A 13,754-nucleotide genomic window follows, 5' to 3' on the forward strand; every position below is an offset into this window, starting at 1 on the left:
GGACTCCCCGCCCTCTTGACAGGAGCGCCCGGTCGTTGGCCGAGCGCTCTTGTCAAGAACGGGATGATGAGCAGACCGCGAGCGGCGGGTCAGCCCGCGAACGCCCAGAACAGCAGGGCTCCGTACGCGACGGAGGTGAAGCTCGTGACCTGCAGCGCGGTGATGAGTTCGCGCGGCGCGCGGTACGTCCACACGATGAGGATGGCGGCGAGCCCGCCGAGGAGCGCGATGAGCGTGAGCCACGCGATCGGATAGACGAGCGCCAGGAACACCGCGATACCGAACGGGACGAGCACGAACACCGTGAAGAGCACCTGCGTGGCGCGTCGGCCGATCAGCACCGAGAGCGTGCGCTTGCCGGCGAGGCGGTCCTGATCGATGTCGCGCAGATTGTTCGCGAGCAGCACCGCACACGCCAGCAGACCCGCGGCGACCGCGCCGAACCAGGCCTCCTGCGGCAGTGAGCGCACCTGCAGCCACGTCGTGCCGAGGGTGGCGACGAGACCGAAGAACACGAAGACGAACAGCTCGCCCATGGCGTTGTAGCCGTAGGGACGTTTGCCGCCGGTGTAGAACCACGCGGCGACGATGCACACCGCCCCCACGAGCAGGAGCCACCACTGCCCCGTGCGGATGACGAGCGCGAGGCCGATGAGCGCGGCCAGCGCGAAGAACGCCAACGCCACGATCAGCACGGTCCGCGGCTTCGCCTTCTTCCCCCCGGTCAGGCGTCCCGGGCCCACGCGCACGTCGTCGGTTCCGCGGATGCCGTCGGAGTAGTCGTTGGCATAGTTCACGCCGATCTGCAGCGCGAAGGCGACGGCGAGGCACGCCAGGGCGATGACCCCGTGGAGCTGCTCGTCCACCAGCGTCGCCGCGCCCGTGCCGATGAGCACCGGGGTGATCGCGAGAGGAAGCGTGCGGATGCGGGCCGCGGCGATCCAGTCGCGCGCGGTGGCCGGAGCGACGGCCTGCGGTGCACCGCCCACCGGCTTCTGCGGGTTGCCGCGAGGGCGACGCTTCTTGGCGGGGGTCGAACGCTTACGAGACGGAGCTGCCACGGAGGGTCATCCTATGCCCGCGGGTCCGCCCCGAGCATCGCGCACAGGGCCGCGCGGTCCGGCTTTCCCGACGAGAGGGTGGGGAGCTCCTCGACGGCCACGACACGCGCCGGTCGCGCGGGCGCTCCCACCGCATCGCCCACGACCCCCCGCACCCGCGCGAGCATCGTCTCTTCCTCGACGGCGGCGAGTCCCGGCACCACCACGGCTGACGCCTGCCCCCACTCGGCATCCGGGATCGGCACCACCACGGCCGACTCCAGACCCGGGATGCCGCGGACGGCGGCTTCGACGCGATCGAGCGACACGTTCACGCCGCCCGAGACGATCACGTTGTCGAGACGACCGGTGACGTGCAGCACCCCGTCGACGATCTCGCCCCCGTCGCCCGTGCGGTACCAGCGCCTGGCGTCGGCATCCAGGGGGAAGATGGATGCCGTTCGCTCGGGGTCGCCGAGGTAGCCCTCGGCGAGCATGGGGCCCGACAGCCGCACCTCGCCGTCGACGATGCGCATGCCGACGCCGTCGAGGGGGACGCCGTCGTAGACGCAGCCGCCGCTGGTCTCACTCGAGCCGTAGGTGCGCACGACGCGCGCGCCGAGCGCCTCCGCGCGCCGACGCACCGCGGGTGCGAGCGCCTGCCCGCCGATGAGGATGGCCTCGAACGACCGCAGCGCCTGCGCGACGGTGGTGTCGTGCTCGGCGGCATCCAGGAGTCTCTGCAGCTGCGCCGGGACGAGGGAGGTGTAGCTCGGCACGCGCACGCCGTCGGCATGGGATGCCATGCCCAGGGCGGCCGCGGCGAACGGTTCGGGGCGGAAGTGCCCGGACACCACCGCGGGTTCACGATCGGCGAGCAGCGCCCGCACGATCACCTGCACGCCCGCCACGTAGGTAGCGGGGACAGCGAGCAGCCAGGCGCCCTCGCCGATGCGTGCGGCCGTCGAGTAGGCGCTGCTGATGAGCGCGTTCCGACTGAGGACGACCGATTTCGGAACGCCCGTCGACCCCGATGTCGTCACGACGGCGGCGGTCCCCGGGGGCACCTCGTTCGGGAGTCCGGCACCCCCCAGCGCCACGGCCGGACCGGCCCCGAGCACCGCGGCGCGCAGCGCCCGCAGCACGTCACGGGGATCACCGGATGCCGGGGGCTCCAGCCTCACGCGCGGCACCCGTCCGATGCGGTGGCCCTCACGCGCCGCACCCGTCTCGTCAGTAGTGCCACGGCACGTCGGACCAGTCGGGGTCGCGCTTCTCGAGGAAGGAGTCGCGACCCTCGGCTGCTTCGTCGGTGCCGTAGGCGAGGCGGGTGGCCTCTCCGGCGAACAGCTGCTGTCCCACGAGACCGTCGTCGACGGCGTTGAAGGCGTACTTCAGCATGCGGATCGCGGTGGGCGACTTCGTGAGGATCGTGCGGGCCATCGCGAGGGCCTCGCGCTCGAGCTCGGCGTGCGGCACGACGCGGTTGACGGCCCCCATCTCGTACGCGCGGTCGGCGGAGTACTCCTCTGCGAGGAAGAAGATCTCGCGCGCGAACTTCTGCCCGATCTGGCGCGCGAAGTATGCGGAACCATAGCCGGCGTCGAACGAGCCCACGTCGGCATCCGTCTGCTTGAAGCGACCGTGCTCCCGGCTGGCGATCGACAGATCGCACACGACGTTGAGGGAGTGTCCCCCTCCCGCGGCCCAGCCCGGGACGACGGCGATGACGACCTTCGGCATGAACCGGATGAGACGCTGCACCTCGAGGATGTGCAGGCGTCCCGCGCGACCCGGATCGTGCACCGCGGTCTCGTCGTGGGAGTACTTGTAGCCGTCGCGCCCGCGAATGCGCTGATCACCGCCCGAGCAGAAGGCCCAACCGCCGTCTTTTGCGCTCGGTCCGTTGCCGGTCAGCAGGACGACGCCGATGCGGTGGTCTTGCCGGGCGATGTCGAGGGCGCGGTACAACTCGTCGACCGTGTGCGGACGGAAGGCGTTGCGCACCTCGGGCCGGTCGAACGCGATGCGGGCGATGCGCCCGTCGTGGGTGACGTGGGCGGTGATGTCGGTGTAGTCCGCGGCGCCGGGCGCCAGGGTCCATTCCGCGGGGTCGAAGAGCTCGGAGACGGTCACCCGACCAGCCTACGCGCGGCGGTCCCGCGCGGAACGGGGCGCCGAACGAGCGGACGCGGCGTCACGCCCGCCGGAGTGACCCTCTCGTCATGTGTTCGTCGCGCGGCAGCGGGCTGACGCCCCGCCCGGTTCACGCGTTCTTCGAGTCGCGCCAGGTCAGCCAGCGCTCGATGAGGGAGTAGTCCCAGTCGGGACCCGAGAAGCCGAGGGTGAACAGGCGCGTGCCGGCGTCGAACAGCGCGTCGGCCACGGTCTCGTCTCGGTCCTTGAGCTCGTTCGAGACGATCAGGCCCGAGAGATCGCGCCCCTCGGTCTCGGCCCACTTCTCGATGACGCCGAACTTGTGGGGCAGCTCGTCGGGTGTGACGAAGCTGTGCCAGATATCGGCGTGACGGGCGACGATGCGCAGGGTCTTCTGCTCGCCCTTGCCGCCGATCATCACCGGGATGCCGCGGGTGGGCGCCGGGTTGAGCTTGCCCCATCGCTCGACGACGCGGTCGAGGTCGGTGGCGAGCGCGTTCAAGCGCGAGCCTGCGGTGCCGAAGTCGTAGCCGTACTCGTCGTAATCGCGCTGGAACCAGCCCGACCCGGTGCCGAAGATGAAGCGGCCGGTGTCGCCGCCCTTCTTGCTGATGTGGTCGATCGTGCGGGCCATGTCGGCCTGCAGGTCGGCGCCGCGGTAGCTGTTGCAGTTGACCAGCGCACCGAACTCGACGCGTTCGGTCTGCTCAGCCCAGGCCGCCAGCATCGTCCACGACTCGAAGTGCTCGCCATCGGGGTCGCCGTAGAGCGGGAAGAAATGGTCCCAGTTGAAAAGGACGTCGACGCCCATCTCCTCCAGCCGGAGGACGGCGTCGCGGATGTCGGAGTACTGCACGTGCTGCGGCTGGATCTGGACGCCGAGTCGGACCGGGGTGTCGAAGAGCATGCGGCCAGCCTATTCCGGGCCACCGACACCGGGGCCAGGATGGGGGCATGAGCACCACGCGCCTCCCCCCGCTCGCCGACGTCCTCGCCACCGCACGGGTGGTCGCGCTTCCCCTCGTCACGCGGTTCCGCGGCATCGGAACCCGAGAAGCCGTGGTGTTCGAGGGACCGCAGGGGTGGACCGAGTTCTCGCCCTTCACCGAGTACGGCGACGCTGAGGCGGCGACCTGGCTCGCCGGGGCCCTCGATTTCGGGTGGGAGCCCGCACCGCCGACGCGGCGCGACGCGATCCCGGTCAATGCCACGGTCCCCGCCGTCGCGGCATCCGAGGTGGCCGGCGTCCTCGCCCGTTATGACGGATGCCGCACGGTGAAGGTCAAAGTGGCCGAGGCGGGGCAGACACTCGCCGACGACGTGGCGCGCGTGCGGGCGGTGCGCGAGGTCATGGGACCGGAGGGGCGCGTGCGCATCGACGCCAACGCGGCGTGGAACGTCGACGAAGCCGAGCGCGCCGTGCACGCGCTTTGCGCGTTCGACCTGGAGTACGTCGAGCAGCCGTGCGCCGAGATCGACGAACTCGTGCAGCTGCGCGAGCGCATCGCCTATCTCGACATCGCGATCGCCGCGGACGAGAGCGTGCGCAAAGCCGCCGACCCGCTCCTCGTCGCCCGCGCGGGCGCCGCGGATCTGCTCGTCATCAAGGCTCAGCCGCTCGGAGGGGTGCACGCGGCGATCGACATCGTCGCGAAGGCGGGGCTGCCGGTGGTCGTCTCCAGCGCGCTGGATACCTCGATCGGGCTGTCGATGGGCGCCGCCCTCGCGGCGGCCCTGCCGCGGCTCGACTTCGACTGCGGGCTCGGCACGGCCTCGTTGTTCGCGGCCGACGTCGTGGCATCCCCGCTCGTCGCCCGGGGTGGCCTGCTGTCGCTCGAACGCCCCCGCCCCGCGTCCGCCGACCTCGACCGCGTGGCCGCCGCCGACGAGCGGCGCGACTGGTGGCTGGCGCGCCTTCGCCGCTGCTACGACCTGCTCGAGGTCACTCGAGGATGAGCCCGACCACCTGCGCCAGCCGTTCGGCCAGCCCCGAGCGCGACAGCGCCGGCGCCTGACGGGTGAGCAGGGCCGTCTCGGAGGTGGAGACCCACACCGACAGCAGCAGCTCGGTGGCGACGTCGGCGGGCACGCGCAGCGCCAGGCCTCGTACCTCGGCGATGTCGCGCACGAGCTGCGTGACGCTCTCGCCGAGCCCCTGGTTCAGGGCGAGGTAGGCGTGGGCGAACTCGGGATTGCGTAACGCCTGCAGCCGCGTCTCGGCTCCGAGGAGCACGTCGAGGCGGTCCTCGCCCGTCGCCTCGAGGACTTCGTGCACGAGCTGCCGGACGTCGCCGGCTGTCTCGAGACCGCGATCTTCGATCGACGTGACCCGGTCGCGGACGGCGGCGATGGTGGTCTCGGCCGACCGCGCGCACAGCGCCAGGAACAGCTCCTCCTTCGAGGCGAAGTTCGAGTAGAACGCACCACGGGTGAAACCGGCGCGTTCGCAGACGGCCTCGACGGATGCCGCGTCGATGCCGACCTCGGCGAACATCTCGGCTGCGGCGTCCATCAGACGGATGCGGGTGTTCTCTCGGCGCCGCGTCGTCGCGGGAGCGGAATCGGTCATCCACGACCTCCTGTCCTCGGGTGACGTCCAGGTTCGACGTCGCCATCTCGGTCTACGATACATTGATGTATCCGATACGGTGCTGTATCGACTCGTTCACCGATCGTGGGAGCCACCGTGTCGACATTCCTGTACACCCTGGGTCGCTGGTCGTTCCGCCACCCGTGGCGCGTGCTGACCGCGTGGTTGCTGGTGCTCGTGCTCGCCGGGGGCGGGGTCGCGCTCTTCGCGAAGGGCACTGACAACACCTTCACGATCCCCGGCACCGAGTCGCAGGCGGGCCTCGAGATGCTCGAGCGCACCTTTCCCCAGGTGAGCGGGGCGAGCGCCGAGATCATCGTCGTCGCCGCCGACGGCTCAAGTGTGCGTGACCAGGCGTATCAAGACGCCATCGCGACGACGACCGCCGACGTCGGCGGGCTCGACTTCGTCGAGGCCGTCACCGATCCCTACGACTCGCGCATCGCGGGCGGCATCGCCGACGACGACCGCGCGGCCATCGTCCGCATCCAATTCTCCGGCGAGGCGACCGCCGTACCCCAGGCCACGGAAGATGGGCTCCGCGACGCCGCCACCGCCCTCGGTTCCGCCCTCCCCTCCGGTTCGCAGGCCGTCCTCGGCGGCCAGCTCTTCGCCACCGAGATTCCCGGAGCGACCCTCACCGAGGCCCTCGGGGTGCTCATCGCCGCGCTGGTGCTGATGATGACGTTCCGCTCGTTCCTCGTGGCCGGCATGCCGCTGGCCACGGCGATCCTGGGCGTGGCCCTCTCGATCGGCCTCATCTTCATCGCGACGGGCTTCGCCACCGTGTCGGCGACCACGCCGCTGCTGGCGGTCATGCTGGGACTTGCGGTGGGCATCGACTACGCCCTCTTCATCGTGTCGCGACATCAAGACCAGACCCGGGCGGGGATGGACCCCGAGGAGTCGACCGCGCGCGCCGTTGGCACCGCGGGATCGGCCGTCGTCTTCGCCGGCATCACCGTGCTCATCGCCCTCATCGGGCTGAGCTTCGCCGGCATCCCGTTCCTGACGACAATGGGCATCGCCGCATCGGTCGCGGTCGCGATCGCGGTGTGCGTCGGGCTGACCCTGACTCCGGCGCTGCTGGGCTTCGCCGGTCATCGCGTGGTCGGGTGGGGGTACAAGCGGCCCAAGAAGCGCGCCCGGGGCGTCGCGACCGACGAAGACCCCGCTGAGGCCGCCCGGGCTGCGGCCGAGAGTGAAGAGAAGGCCGCGACCGCGGCCATCCGTGCTCAGCGCAACGGACCCGCGAAGCGCTGGGTGGGGCTGGTGACACGGCGTCCCGTGGTCACCACCGTCGCCATCGTCGCACTCCTGGGCACGGCGGCGATCCCCGCCGCATCCCTCGCCCTGACCCTCCCGAACGCCGGACAACTGCCCGAGGGTGACGAGGCCCGCGTGGCGTACGAGCTGACCGACGAATACTTCGGGCCGGGTGCCAACGGCCCGCTCATCATGACCGGCACCATCGTCACGAGCAACGACCCGCTCACCCTGATGACCGACATCGGCGATGAGATCGCGAAGATCCCCGGCGTCGCCGAGGTCGCGCTGGCGACTCCGAACGAGACCGCCGACACCGGCATCGTGCAGATCGTGCCCGAGACCGCGCCCGACGACCCGCGCACCGCCGATCTCGTCCGCGAGCTGCGCGCGCAAGAAGACCGCCTGTACGACGAGTTCGGCGTGCGCCTCCTGGTCACCGGGTACACCGCCGTCACGATCGACATCTCCGACCAGCTCGGGGCGGCACTGCTGCCGTTCGGCCTCTTCGTGGTCGGCCTGTCGCTCATCCTGCTGATGATCGTGTTCCGCTCGATCTGGGTGCCCCTCACCGCCGCGGGCGGCTACCTGCTGTCGGTCGCCGCCGCCTTCGGCGTGGTCGCCGCGGTGTTCGAGTGGGGGTGGTTCGCCGACGCACTGCACGTCGCCAAGGTCGGCCCCATCATCAGCTTCATGCCGATCGTCGTGATGGGCGTGCTCTTCGGCCTCGCCATGGACTACCAGGTGTTCCTCGTCTCGCGCATGCGAGAGGACTACGTGCACGCGCGTCGCGACGGACGAACAGCACGTGAGGTCGCGCTCGGCGCCGTCCGCAGCGGGTTCGCGGCATCCGCCCGCGTGGTGGTCGCGGCCGCCGTCATCATGTTCGCCGTCTTCGTGGCGTTCGTCCCCGAGGGCGACTCCAGCCTCAAGCCCATCGCGCTCGGCCTCGCCGTCGGCGTCGCCGTCGATGCCTTCCTCGTGCGCATGACACTCGTGCCCGCCGTACTCGCCCTGCTCGGCGACAAGGCCTGGTGGATGCCGCGCTGGCTCGACCGGCTGCTCCCCAAGTTCGACGTCGAGGGCGAGGCCGTCGAGCGCGAGGTGCGCCTCTCCGACTGGCCCGCCGAACCGGCGATGGCCGTCGCCGCCGACGATCTGCGCACGGCCGAGGCCTCGGATGCCGAACAGCCGGTGTTCCGCGATGTCTCGATTCGCGTCGGGTACGGCGGGACACTGTTGGTCACGGGCGAGACGCCCACCACCCGCACCCTGCTGCTCGCTGTGGCCGGGCGCCTGTCGAAGATCGAGGGGAAGCTGCGGGTCGACGGGTTGCTCGTGCCCGAGCGCGCGGGCGCCGTGCGTGCACGTGTCGGCGTCGCCCTGCTCGACGATCCCGCAACCGCCGGCGCCGAGATCGTGCACGCCGTCAGCGGCGGAGCGCGCATCGTCGTGGTGTCCGACATCGACCGCCTCGACGACGATGCCCGCGACGAGGTCGCGCAGGTGCTGCGTCGGGCCGCGACCGCGGCGCGCGAGCGAGACGTCGATGCCTCGTCGCCCTTCACCCTCATCGTCTCGGCGCGCGACGAACGCCGAGCCCTCGCCCTGCTCGCGGAGGCGCAGCGGCCCGATGTGACTTCCCTCGCCCTTCCGACCCGGCGCCGTCAGCATCCGACCGAACAGACAAAACCGGAATCCTTCGCCGATATCTCCGAGGTGTTCGCATGACTCTCCCCGTCGAGCGCTCCCGCTCACGCCGCCCCGTCACCTGGCTGACGCTGATCGGCGTCCTGCTCCTGCCCGCCGTCATCGGCGGCATCCTCGTCGGCGCGCTGTACAACCCCACCGACCGGCTCGAGAACATCACGGCCGCGATCGTCAACGACGACAAGGCCGTCGAGCTCAACGGCCAGCTCGTCCCGCTCGGCCGGCAGCTCACCGGCGGGCTGGTCAAGGGCGCCGACGACCAGCCCAGTAACATCGACTGGGTCATTTCGAACGACGACGATGCCGCGACGGGTCTCGCTGACGGCACGTACACCGCCGTCGTGACGATCCCCGAGAACTTCACCGCCGCGTCCCTCTCCACCCGCCCCGGCGAGACACCCGAGAAGGCCACGATCGATGTGCAGACGGCGCCCGACGCACGCGTCGTCGACGGCGCGATCACCGCGCAGTTGGCATCCACCGCGTCCAGCGTCTATGGCAGCGAACTGTCCTCGCAGTATCTGAAGAACGTGTTCCTCGGGTTCACCACGCTCGGCGACCAGCTCGGTCAGGCAGCCGGTGGCGCGCGCCAGCTCGCCGACGGCGCCTCGCAGGCCGCCACCGGTGCAGACGGACTGCAGGACGGTGTGGGCCAGCTCTCCGACGGCGCCGACGCCCTCTCCAGCGGCGTCGGCCAGCTGGCCACCGGGGCCGATCAGCTCTCGGGTGGCGTCGGTCAGCTCGCCACCGGTGCGGGAGCCCTCTCGAACGGTGCGGGCCAGCTCGCGGCCGGGGCGGGCCAGCTCTCGGGCGGGGCCGACCAGATCTCGAGCGGTGCGACGGGACTGGCCGATGGCGCCGATCAGCTCGCCGGCGGTGCCGCCCAGCTCGCCACCGGCACGCGCGACGCCGCGGCCGGAGTCGGGCGACTCGCCGGCGGCGCCGACGGCATCGCCGAGGGCAACCGCCAGCTCGCCGATCAGGTCGGACAGATCGCCGACGCCATTCCTCCGGGCTTCGAGCAGGCGGCGAATGACGTGGCCGATGCGGCCCCGCAGGTCGATGACGCGCTCGTCACCGCCGCAGCCGATCTGCGGCGTCTGGCGGACGCCTGCGATGCGAGAACCAGCCCGGAGCTGTGCGCGCAGTTGCGCGTCGCCTCCGACCGGGCCGACGCCGCACTCCCGCGGGCCCAGCAGACCGTGACGGACATCGGGCAGATCGCCCGACAGGCGGCCCAGCTTCCCGCCGGCGTCCGCACCATCGCCGACGCCAACGCACAGTTGGCCGACGGAGCCGCGGGCCTGGCCCTCGGCGCACGCGACGCCGAGAGCGGCCTGAACGCGATCGCCGGCGGCATCGACGGTGTCGCAACCGGCGCGACCGGGCTCGGCGACGGTGCGCGACAGCTGGGTACCGGTGCGAACGCGCTGAGCTCCGGCGCCTCGCAACTGGCCGGCGGCCTCGACCAGACGCGTGACGGGGCCGCGCAGCTCGCCACGGGCGCCCAGGGTGCCGCTGGCGGCGCCTCGCAGCTCGCGACGGGCGCGCAGGGCGCCACCGACGGCGCCTCCCAACTCGCGACCGGCGCGCAGGGCGCCGCCGACGGTGCCGGTCAACTCGCCGACGGCGTCGACCAGGTGGCATCTGGAACGACATCGCTCGCCGACGGCCTCGACACCGCCGTGTCCCAGCTACCGACCTACACCGACGCGGAAGCGGCCACTCTCGCAGACGTGGTCGCCGACCCCGTCTCCGCGACCGGCGCGAGCGATTCCCTCTTCGGCCTTGCGGCGGTCCCCCTCCTGGCGATGGCGGTGCTGTGGTTCGGCGGGCTCGCCTCGTTCGTGGCATTCCAGGCCGTCTCGGCACGGGCGCTGACGAGCCGTCGACCCTCTGCCCTCGTCGCTCTGCGAGGCTTCCTGCCGGCGGCCGGCGTCGGCGCCGCGCAAGGCCTGCTGGTCGCGGCGGTCGTGCAGGTGGCATCCCGTTACGACTGGGGCGACTGGGCCCTCTTCGCCCTGATCTGCATCGCCGCGGGAGTCGCCTTCGCAGCCGTGCACCAAGCGCTCGTCGCCGTGTTCGGGGGCGCCGGGCGCTGGGTGGCCGCCGTCATCGGCGCACTCGCGCTCGGAGCGACCATCGTCTCGACCGTGCCTCCCGCCCTCGCCGCGGCCGCCGCCCTGATGCCCACTGCGCCGGTATACGACGCGATGCTCGGCGCCCTGTCGTCATCTGGCGGCGTCGCCGCCGGAATCGCGGGGTTCGTGGTGTGGGCAGTGCTCTCGCTGATCGTCACGACGCTGATCGTGGTTCGTCGCCGTACGACATCCGCCCGCGCCGCCGCACTGCCCGCCTAACCGCGCAGCCCGCAGCCCCGCGGGCGAGCGCGCGACCCCGGGCGGGTGGGGGCCGGCACGCGACCCGGGCGGGTGGGGGCGGGCCCGCGCGACGGCTGGTCGGATGGCGCCGGGCGAACGCAACAAGCGAGCGCGACGCCGGGCGGACCGGGCCGACTCCCTCCGCGCCCGAAACCCCCGTCGAGTGTCCAGAACATGCCGTGTCATCACGCCGGACACGGCATGTCTTGGACACTCAACGTTCGATCGAGACGCGGGCGGGCGCGACGCCGGGCCGACCGGGCCGACTCCCTCCGCGCCCGAAACCCCCGTCGAGTGTCCAGAACACGCCGTGTCATCACGCCGGACACGGCATGTCTAGGACACTCATTGCTCGATCGGGACGCGGGCGAGCGTGAGCGGAGGTCCTCCCCAGGGTTGTTATCCACAGGCGGGAGGGGCGCCGCGCGACATCGCTCGGCACACGCTGTCTGCTAGCGGGATGCGAACTCGACCGCTCCCGCCCGACCTGGGCACCGCCTTCCATGTTCGAGAGGCGGATGTCCTCGGTATCCCCCGTCGACGCCTCGCCGCGGGTGACCTCCGGGCGCCGTTCCACGGCGTGCGCGTCGCGCGGGAGGAATCGCTCGAGTCTGTTGCGGATCGCTGCCAGGCCTACCTGCCCCGGATCACGGGCGGGCAGTTCTTCAGCCACACCACCGCCGCGACGCTCTGGGGCATGCCCCTCCCCTTCCGTCACGGAGACGAACTCCACGTCGGCGCGATTCCGCCCACTCGCGAACCTCGCGCTCGCGGCGTCGTGGGACATCGGCTGAAACTCCCCCAGGACGGCGTCACCCTGATCGGCGATCTGCCGGCCCCCACCCGCGTCGAGACCTGGGCGCAGCTCGGTTCCCTGCTGCGGATAGACGACCTGGTGGCGGCCGGCGACTGGGTTCTGTCGCAGGGCGAGTCGGTCGAGGACCTCACCGACGCCGCGCTGAGGGCACGACGCCGCGGTGCCGTCGCGCTGCGCGAGGCGGTGGATTTCGTGCGACCCGGTTCCGAGTCCCCACGGGAGACACAAGTGCGTCTGATCCTGGTCCGGGCCGGTCTCCCCGAGCCCGAGCTCAATTGGACCTTGCGCACCACCACCGGCACCTTCGTTGCACGGCTCGACCTGGCCTACCCCGAGCAGCGCGTAGCCGTCGAATACGACGGTCGTCAACACGCCGACACCGAGCAATTCCGTCGGGATGCCGACCGGTGGCGCGCCATCGCCGACGAGGGGTGGACCCTGATCCGCGTGGTCGCTCACCACCTCGACACGCCTGCGCAGGACGTCGTCGCCCCGGTTCGGCGAGCGCTCCTGGCCGAACGAGCCCGTTGAGTGTCCAAGACACGCCGCCTGCCCGCTGATCGCCCGGCGTGTCTTGGACACTCAACACGACTGGGTGCCGTGACTCAGGTCCGCGACGCCGCACCCGCCACGCTCGTGCAGGCATCAATTCGAGTGTCCAAGACACGCCGTGGGACGACCCGCAGCGCGGCGTGTCTTGGACGATCAACGGAGGAATGCCCGCGTAACCGCAACGGCCGCGTGCGCCGCACACCCGCGCGTACGTTGCACGGCGGGCCGGTCGCTTACGTCGTCAGGCCGCTGTAGGCGTGCAGGCCCTTGAAGAAGACGTTGACGATCGTGAAGTTGAACAGCACCGCGGTGAAGCCGATGATCGACAGCCACGCCGAACGGGTGCCGCGCCAGCCGCGGGTCGCTCGGGCGTGGATGTACCCGGCGTAGAGCACCCAGATGACGAAGGTCCAGACCTCTTTGGTGTCGAAGCCCCAGAAGCGGCCCCACGCGTCGTTCGCCCAGATGGAGCCTGCGATGAGCGTGAAGGTCCAGAAGATGAAGCCGACGATGGCGAAGCGGTAGGCGAGCGACTCCAGGGCGTCGGCCGACGGCACGGTGCGCAAGAAGCTGCGCTTCGGCTCGGCATCCGCCGGCGCCTCGGCGAGCTTGCGCTCGCGCCGCGCCTGGATGAGTTGCACGACCGACAGTCCGAAGGCCAGGGCGAACAGCGCCGTCGCAAGGCTCGCGACGAACACGTGCACGACCAGCCAGACCGACTTCAACGGATCGGCCAGCGGAACGACCTCGACGTGGAACGCCAGCGTCGCACCACCGAGCAGCAGCACCGCGAGCCCCGTGATGAGCGAACCGAGGAAGCGCAGGTCGTAGCGCGTCAGCACGACGAGGTAGACGGCGACGATGAGCAGCAGACCGGTCAGGGCGAACTCGTACATGTTCGACCACGGCACCCGCTCGGCCGCGATGCCGCGCAGGACGGTCGCGACGAGGTGGAACACGAACCCGAGGGTCGTCAGCACCGTACCCAGGCGAGCCCACAGGTAGCGCGGCTTCGACACGGCGGTGGATGCCGAAGCCGAGCCGCCCGAGGAGATCACTCCCCCACCGCCCGCGGTGACGAGCTCGCGCGCGACGACCTCGTCCTTCGCCTTCAGGGCGAGGTCGGAGCGACGCGCGAGGTCGATGGCGTAGGCGATGAACGCCAGCACATAGATGGCGACCGCCGTCCACACCAAGAGGAGGGAGATCTCGTCGAGGAGAAGCGGGTCGGTTCCGGGCAT

At 71.1% G+C, this 13,754-nt stretch carries 10 protein-coding genes; 4 read left to right on the plus strand and 6 right to left on the minus strand.

Features of this window, described 5'->3' with window-relative positions; translation table 11 throughout:
* Nucleotides 1-89 precede the first annotated feature (89 nt).
* From ACXKZF_RS12935 to ACXKZF_RS12950, 4 genes are all read right to left on the minus strand, one after another.
* Nucleotides 90-1,061, minus strand: a complete 972-nt coding sequence (locus tag ACXKZF_RS12935) for a 1,4-dihydroxy-2-naphthoate polyprenyltransferase (RefSeq protein WP_488984454.1) — start codon at nt 1,059-1,061, stop codon at nt 90-92.
* Nucleotides 1,062-1,072: 11 nt separating this feature from the next.
* Nucleotides 1,073-2,224 (minus strand): AMP-binding protein, encoded by a 1,152-nt coding sequence (locus ACXKZF_RS12940; protein WP_488984455.1) that lies wholly within the window; start codon nt 2,222-2,224, stop codon nt 1,073-1,075.
* 49 nt (nt 2,225-2,273) lie between these two features.
* Nucleotides 2,274-3,176: a 1,4-dihydroxy-2-naphthoyl-CoA synthase gene (locus ACXKZF_RS12945; protein WP_488984456.1), complete on the minus strand. Its 903-nt coding sequence runs from the start codon at nt 3,174-3,176 to the stop codon at nt 2,274-2,276.
* Nucleotides 3,177-3,306: 130 nt separating this feature from the next.
* On the minus strand, nt 3,307-4,104 hold the full coding sequence (locus tag ACXKZF_RS12950; protein WP_243223839.1) for an LLM class F420-dependent oxidoreductase: 798 nt from the start codon (nt 4,102-4,104) through the stop codon (nt 3,307-3,309).
* Between the two features lie 47 nt (nt 4,105-4,151).
* Between ACXKZF_RS12950 and ACXKZF_RS12955 the strand changes: the two genes are divergently transcribed.
* Nucleotides 4,152-5,153, plus strand: coding sequence for an o-succinylbenzoate synthase (locus ACXKZF_RS12955; RefSeq protein ID WP_488984457.1), 1,002 nt, complete (start codon nt 4,152-4,154; stop codon nt 5,151-5,153).
* Here the strand turns inward: ACXKZF_RS12955 and ACXKZF_RS12960 are convergent.
* Nucleotides 5,140-5,766, minus strand: a complete 627-nt coding sequence (locus ACXKZF_RS12960) for a TetR/AcrR family transcriptional regulator (RefSeq protein WP_055955752.1) — start codon at nt 5,764-5,766, stop codon at nt 5,140-5,142. The genes ACXKZF_RS12955 and ACXKZF_RS12960 overlap by 14 nt on opposite strands.
* Before the next feature lie 117 nt (nt 5,767-5,883).
* Here ACXKZF_RS12960 and ACXKZF_RS12965 point away from each other — a divergent pair, with 117 nt between their 5' ends.
* From ACXKZF_RS12965 to ACXKZF_RS12975, 3 genes are all read left to right on the plus strand, one after another.
* Entirely contained in the window at nt 5,884-8,784 is a 2,901-nt protein-coding gene (locus ACXKZF_RS12965; protein ID WP_488984458.1) for an MMPL family transporter, read from the plus strand.
* Nucleotides 8,781-11,123 carry a YhgE/Pip family protein gene (locus ACXKZF_RS12970; protein WP_488984459.1) on the plus strand — a complete coding sequence of 781 codons (2,343 nt, stop codon included), beginning with the start codon at nt 8,781-8,783 and terminating at the stop codon, nt 11,121-11,123. Before ACXKZF_RS12965 ends, ACXKZF_RS12970 begins: the two co-directional genes overlap by 4 nt.
* A gap of 481 nt (nt 11,124-11,604) precedes the next feature.
* Nucleotides 11,605-12,492, plus strand: a complete 888-nt coding sequence (locus tag ACXKZF_RS12975; protein WP_488984460.1) for an endonuclease domain-containing protein — start codon at nt 11,605-11,607, stop codon at nt 12,490-12,492.
* A 254-nt stretch (nt 12,493-12,746) separates the two neighbouring features.
* On the opposite strand, the gene ccsB is transcribed toward ACXKZF_RS12975, so the two are convergent.
* Nucleotides 12,747-13,754, minus strand: coding sequence for a c-type cytochrome biogenesis protein CcsB (ccsB, locus tag ACXKZF_RS12980; protein WP_488984461.1), 1,008 nt, complete (start codon nt 13,752-13,754; stop codon nt 12,747-12,749).

The organism is Microbacterium sp. ABR10, assembly GCF_057812175.1.